Here is a 5,316-nt window from a genome sequence, read left to right as displayed (position 1 = left end):
GCTGCCTTTACACCTGATGGCAGATACATCCTTTCAGGCAGTGATGATAAAACCATCCGCCTCTGGGACGGCAGAACAGGCAGGTTTATTAAGGTGCTTGCCAGGCAGGAAACAACTGTTGACAGCCTGACTGTTTCACCGGATGGGAAATATGTGCTTACTGGCTGTGGATATGGTAGCGGATATACTGTTAATGTCTTCTCCATCCCCTCAGGCAAGAGCATCTCAAGCTTTGCGGGGCACACAAACATTGTCATTGCCACAGCCATCTCACCTGACGGCTCTATTGCGGCCACAGGCGGAGGTAGTGATAATGAGATATGGCTCTGGGACTTAATGACCGGTAAGGCAATGAAGAAGCTAATTGGCAATGGCCGGTGTGTCTGGAGTGTGGGCTTTTCCAGGGATGGAAGGGCTATTGCCTGGGGGAATATATATGAACAGAAGAGTTTGTTTGAATATGGCCCCCTTGAAAAAAGCTTCATCATCAACGGTCTAACCGGTGATTTGTGCCCCGGGCCTGACTCCTCAGAAGCTGATGGCTATATAAGAGCCATAGAAAAGCTCGGCACTATCTCCATAGGCACAGAAGACGGAATGATTCACCCAACCCTCCAAATACTGAAAGATGGCGAGGTCATCCATGAAATCACTAGAGATCCCACTACTGGCGACAGGCATCTGAGTCTTACCCTCACCGCTGATGGAAAAACAGTCATCAGTGGAGGTGATAACGGTGTCCTTACCTCATACGATACCCAAACAGGCAGGGAACTACAGCAGTTTATTGGCCACACCAGTGATGTATGGGCTGTGGCCGTATCCCCTGATGGAAGGCTTCTTGTGTCAGGCTCAAATGATCAGACAGTAATGCTCTGGGAGGTAAAGACAGGGAGGCTGCTTATGACCCTGTTTTATGGCACTGACCGACAGTGGGTGGCCTGGAGCCCTGATGGTTTTTTCACCTCATCTAAAGGCGGTGCCCGCTATGTGGGCTATCATATCAATCGCGGACAGGACAGGGAATCTGATTATGTAAGCGTGGAGCAGGTTTATGACCTCTTTTACCGGCCTGACCTGGTAGCTAAAAGGATTCAGGGTGGATATGACAGGCAAATCCGGGCAGAGCTTGATAGAATCGGCAGCATAGATAAACTCATTGCCTCAGGCCTGCCGCCTGTGGTAGAGATTCTTTCAAAGGATACCCGGATAAACACCAGGGACTTTACCCTTGACTTTTCTCTAAGTGACAGGGGAGGCGGCATTGGAAGGACTGAGTACCGGGTAAACGGTGTGCTGGTGGCTTCCTCTGTAGAAGAGACCCGCCCTGCAGGTCTCGAAATCAGCCGCCCATCGGGTGTAATACCTAAGAAATTCACCCTTAATCATGGAACAAACACCATTTCAGTAACATCCTATAACAAGCAGGGCAATATCGCCTCAAAGCCTGAAGAGATCACCATTATAGTGAACGACCCACTTAAGGATGCCCCCTGCCTTTATGTGCTGGCTGTGGGCATTACAGACTACAGAGACAGGGCGTTGAAACTCAAGTTTGCCCATACCGATGCTCAGACAATTGCCCGTGAATTAAAGAAGAGTGGAAAGGGACTGTTCAGGGATATAGAGATTAAACCTCTGATAAACGAAGAGGCGAACACTACAAATATTGAGAAGGCATTTAGAACACTCTCCAAAAAGGTCAAAACGAGTGATGTCTTTGTTCTCTATCTGGCCGGGCATGGTATGGGGAGTGAGGGGGATTACTATTTCGTCCCTTATGAAGCGGTCTATGAAAACAGGGAAACCCTGAAGAAGGCCAGCCTTTCTTCTGAAAAAATCACATCCTTGCTTGAAGAGATACCTGCCCTTAAGAGCCTGATCATTCTTGACACCTGCTATGCCGGAATTTTTGCCGGGGAGATGCGTGGGATGGAAGAGAAGACCGCTATTGACAGACTGATGCGTGCTACAGGCCGCGCCTGCCTTGCCGCTACCACTGATACACAGCAAGCAACCGAAGGATATAACGGCCACGGTGTATTCACCTATACTCTCTTGCAGGGTATAATGGGAATGGCAGAGAGTAAGAAAGATGGCCTTATAACCATTGATGAGCTTTCAGACTTTGTAAGGGAAGAAGTTCCTAAAATTACCAAAAAGCGGTGGGGATTTGAGCAGATTCCCATGCGAAATATCACGGGTGATTTCTTCGCGATTGCCAACATAGAAGGGCGTTAATGCTGGTAGGAATTTGAAAGTTTGTTCGTAGTAACCGCATTTATGCGGTTGTTTCTGCTGAGAGCACCCGCTAAACCGGGTTACGACGAACAGCTTAACTTGAAAAACTATGAACAATATCCTTCAAAAAACATCAAAAACTATCAATTGGATAAATACCCATTTACCGGTACTTTGTGTATCCCTTTCTATTATTGCCATGTTGATAGCAGGGGTTATATATAAGGTATCGATATTTCATCCCCTGAAAAGAATTGCCGTGGAACAGGCTGAATATGATGAAAAGTTAGCCAAGCTAAAGAATCAGAAGGAGATGGTAAAACGCCATCTTAAACTTGGCAAATCCTTTCTCGACAACAGCCGCTACAAAGCCGCAAAAAGGGAATTTAATAATGTTCTGAATCTGGATAAGATGAACCCTGAGGCACAGATGGGTATCTTTAAAACAGAAGTGTATGAATACATGAGGGGGGAGGATTATATCCCTGAGGTTGTTGAAAGGCAGATTGAATTTATTTTAGAAGAGGACAGGGAAGACCCCCATGCCCTTGTCCTGATGGGTGATCTCTATGCCAGCTTAGATAATATGGCAATGGCTGAGGGGTACTATAAAAAAGCCCTGAAATCTGCCACAGAAACAGCCTCAGCCTATTTTGGATTGGGAATTATCTATCAGAAGCAAAACAAAACAGAAGATGCCCTTAAGATGTACAAACAGGCAGTGCGTCTTTCCAAATGGAATGAGCATTACCTGGATAATCTGGCTTACCTTTACCTGAAAAAAGGGGATTATCGCAATGCCATAGAGAATTACCAACTGATCCTGACCCTGGATTATGAATTTCTCCTGACATACTGTGAGATAGCAATTGCCTACTGGTTGATGGGTGATCTTGACATGGCAGTTAGATACCAGGACAGGCTTGTGAGTCTGATTAATGATGATAACATTGCAAAGCTTGATAAGAATAATGGTGTTTGGTTTTTTGAGGCAGGAAGAGAAGCTGTGTCACTCTACAGTATTGAGGAAAAGAGATATTACGCCCTGTTAAGCCTTTCTGTGACTCATTTTCTTTCAGGCAGACAGGAGGAGGCAGATAAATATGCCCAGGAGGCAAAGGCAATTGAGATAGCGACAAAAGCAGACATCAAGCACCTGGTGCTCTTTGATCTTCATCGTTTTAAGGACAAACATCCGGCATACAGTAATCAGATTGAAAGATACAGAGAGTTGTAGGATTAGGGTCAGACCTTGAATGTAGAAAGCAGTTTCTTCTACATTCAACATTCACGGTCTGACCCCAACATTCCCGTGCTAATCCGTGTTAATCAGTGGCAGAATAGTTACTTTGAAATTAAAAATCGAAAATTGTTAGAGATAAACCATTAATTTATGTGTCGTGAACTATTACCTGTTCTTATCGATGTTATGTCGCCATACCTCCAGTTCGGCTTTCAGTGGCGCCCAATATTGCTGGTCGAGAATTCTTTCTTTATCCTCTTCTTCCCGTAGAAGCTTTTGAATTTCCTCTCTCTTACCTTCAATAGCAAATTGCAAAAGTGGATGTCTTTCCACCAGTTGCGAAGCAATAAGAGTATATTTGTTAGCCAATGATATTAACAATTCTGGTGTTCTACATTCAAGGAGCCAGAAACATACTTTGTCTTGTGGTGGATTAACAGATGCCCTATAAATATCTCCTTCAATTAGGCGTCTAATCATTAACCAATCTTTATCTCGCTGGGTTTTCTTAGCCTTAACAAGCTCAGGAAGACCTATTACGGCTACTTTTCCTATTTCAGGTAACTCAACCTCTTCTCGATGTTTCCATAACTCAGGAAAGGAACTTACCCCCCGCATTATCCCTATAATATCAATCCTCAACCCTTTTATATCTTCTCTCTGACATCGAAAATGACAGGCATGCCCTTTCAATAATATCTCTTCAGAAATATCAGGGACAAAAATTCTTTCAGCCTTAAGGTCATCTAAAGCAATCTTGAGATTTTTAAGATTTTCAGGAGAGAGCATAATTGTTATGTCAATGTCACGGCTAAATTCTGCTGCTCCATAAAGAATACATGCCTGCCCTCCAATCAACAAGGCTTTTACCTTATGTTTTAAAAAAGTGGAAAGGACTCTGGCTATCGGGCTCTGGCTCATAATTTCCTCCAAGAAGCACAAAGACCTCCCATAGTTTCTGAGATTCAATAAAACGTTCTACAGGAGACATATTGTACCAATCTAAAGTTTCTTCTTCAATCATATTTCCTTCCAAATATGGTCTGTTTTTAAAAAGTTCCTTCATCTTCAATCTCCTTTTCGGACACAGGTCTAAAGTTACCTGCACAGGTTACAATTTTTTATCCAAAATGTTTCAACATACCTGTATTATACTTAATTTAATCAAAAAAGTCAAACTTTTTGTGAAATAATTTTTAAATTAAAACGGTGGGGCGATAAAGATAAGATTAGGGTCAGACCTTGAATGTAGAAAGCAGTTTCTTCTACATTCAACATTCACGGTCTGACCCCAACATTCCTTTTAAGCAAAAGATAGAGGTATGGTCAAAGATAAATGATGGAGAGATGGAAGGGAACACATCTTGTAATGGTATATCCCTTAAACTGTGAAAGAACTTACTTAACCCAATACTAAGTTTTAAATTGGGGAGGGAAATAATGCATCCAAATAACCAATTATAGCGGTTATTAACTGGAAGTTTACATAGGATAATACCCATAAATAAGGTATGAGAATAATCGTTCCGTTAGGAACATAATATCGGTAGGAATAGATAGATAAATCAATCAGTTCCGTAGGAACGATATATTGGTAGAAAATTTGTGGAAAGCCATTTACCGATATATTGTCCCTATGGGACATTAAATGAAGGATGAGGTAGAATTTTCATATTCTATTTTTTCCCATTTTATCATAAGAAATAAGGGAAGGCAAGCCAAATGGACATAATTGTCTAAAAATATAGAGAGTTAAGAGGGAGAAGGGTCGAACAGAGATAATTCACAATTCAAGATGCGACCCTCATACCCCTCCGACCCTCATACCCCTC

5 protein-coding genes are annotated in these 5,316 nt (G+C 42.7%); 2 read left to right on the top strand and 3 right to left on the bottom strand.

Annotated features, from left to right (window positions below):
- Both AB1422_16420 and AB1422_16415 read left to right on the top strand, forming a co-directional pair.
- A partial coding sequence (locus AB1422_16420; GenBank protein MEW6620891.1) for a caspase family protein occupies positions 1 to 2,241 on the top strand: 2,241 nt, incomplete at its 5' end.
- Between the two features lie 109 nt (positions 2,242 to 2,350).
- A complete protein-coding gene (locus AB1422_16415) occupies positions 2,351 to 3,478 on the top strand; it encodes a tetratricopeptide repeat protein (protein MEW6620890.1) in 1,128 nt (375 codons plus the stop codon).
- Positions 3,479 to 3,649: 171 nt separating this feature from the next.
- Here AB1422_16415 and AB1422_16410 read toward each other — a convergent pair whose 3' ends face one another.
- The 3 genes from AB1422_16410 to AB1422_16400 all read right to left on the bottom strand — a co-directional run bounded on the left by AB1422_16410 (position 3,650) and on the right by AB1422_16400 (position 5,129).
- On the bottom strand, positions 3,650 to 4,405 hold the full coding sequence (locus AB1422_16410) for a hypothetical protein (GenBank protein ID MEW6620889.1): 756 nt from the start codon (positions 4,403 to 4,405) through the stop codon (positions 3,650 to 3,652).
- A complete protein-coding gene (locus AB1422_16405) occupies positions 4,356 to 4,550 on the bottom strand; it encodes a hypothetical protein (GenBank protein ID MEW6620888.1) in 195 nt (64 codons plus the stop codon). The genes AB1422_16410 and AB1422_16405 overlap by 50 nt, the downstream gene beginning before the upstream one ends.
- Positions 4,551 to 4,904: 354 nt before the next feature.
- Complete coding sequence (locus AB1422_16400) at positions 4,905 to 5,129, bottom strand: hypothetical protein (protein MEW6620887.1); 225 nt, start codon at positions 5,127 to 5,129, stop codon at positions 4,905 to 4,907.
- Positions 5,130 to 5,316 lie beyond the last annotated feature (187 nt).

This window comes from bacterium, from assembly GCA_040757115.1.
Lineage (GTDB): Bacteria > UBA9089 > CG2-30-40-21 > CG2-30-40-21 > SBAY01 > JBFLXS01.
Note: the sequence above shows the minus strand (reverse complement) of the source record. Positions and strands in the feature narration are given on the sequence as shown.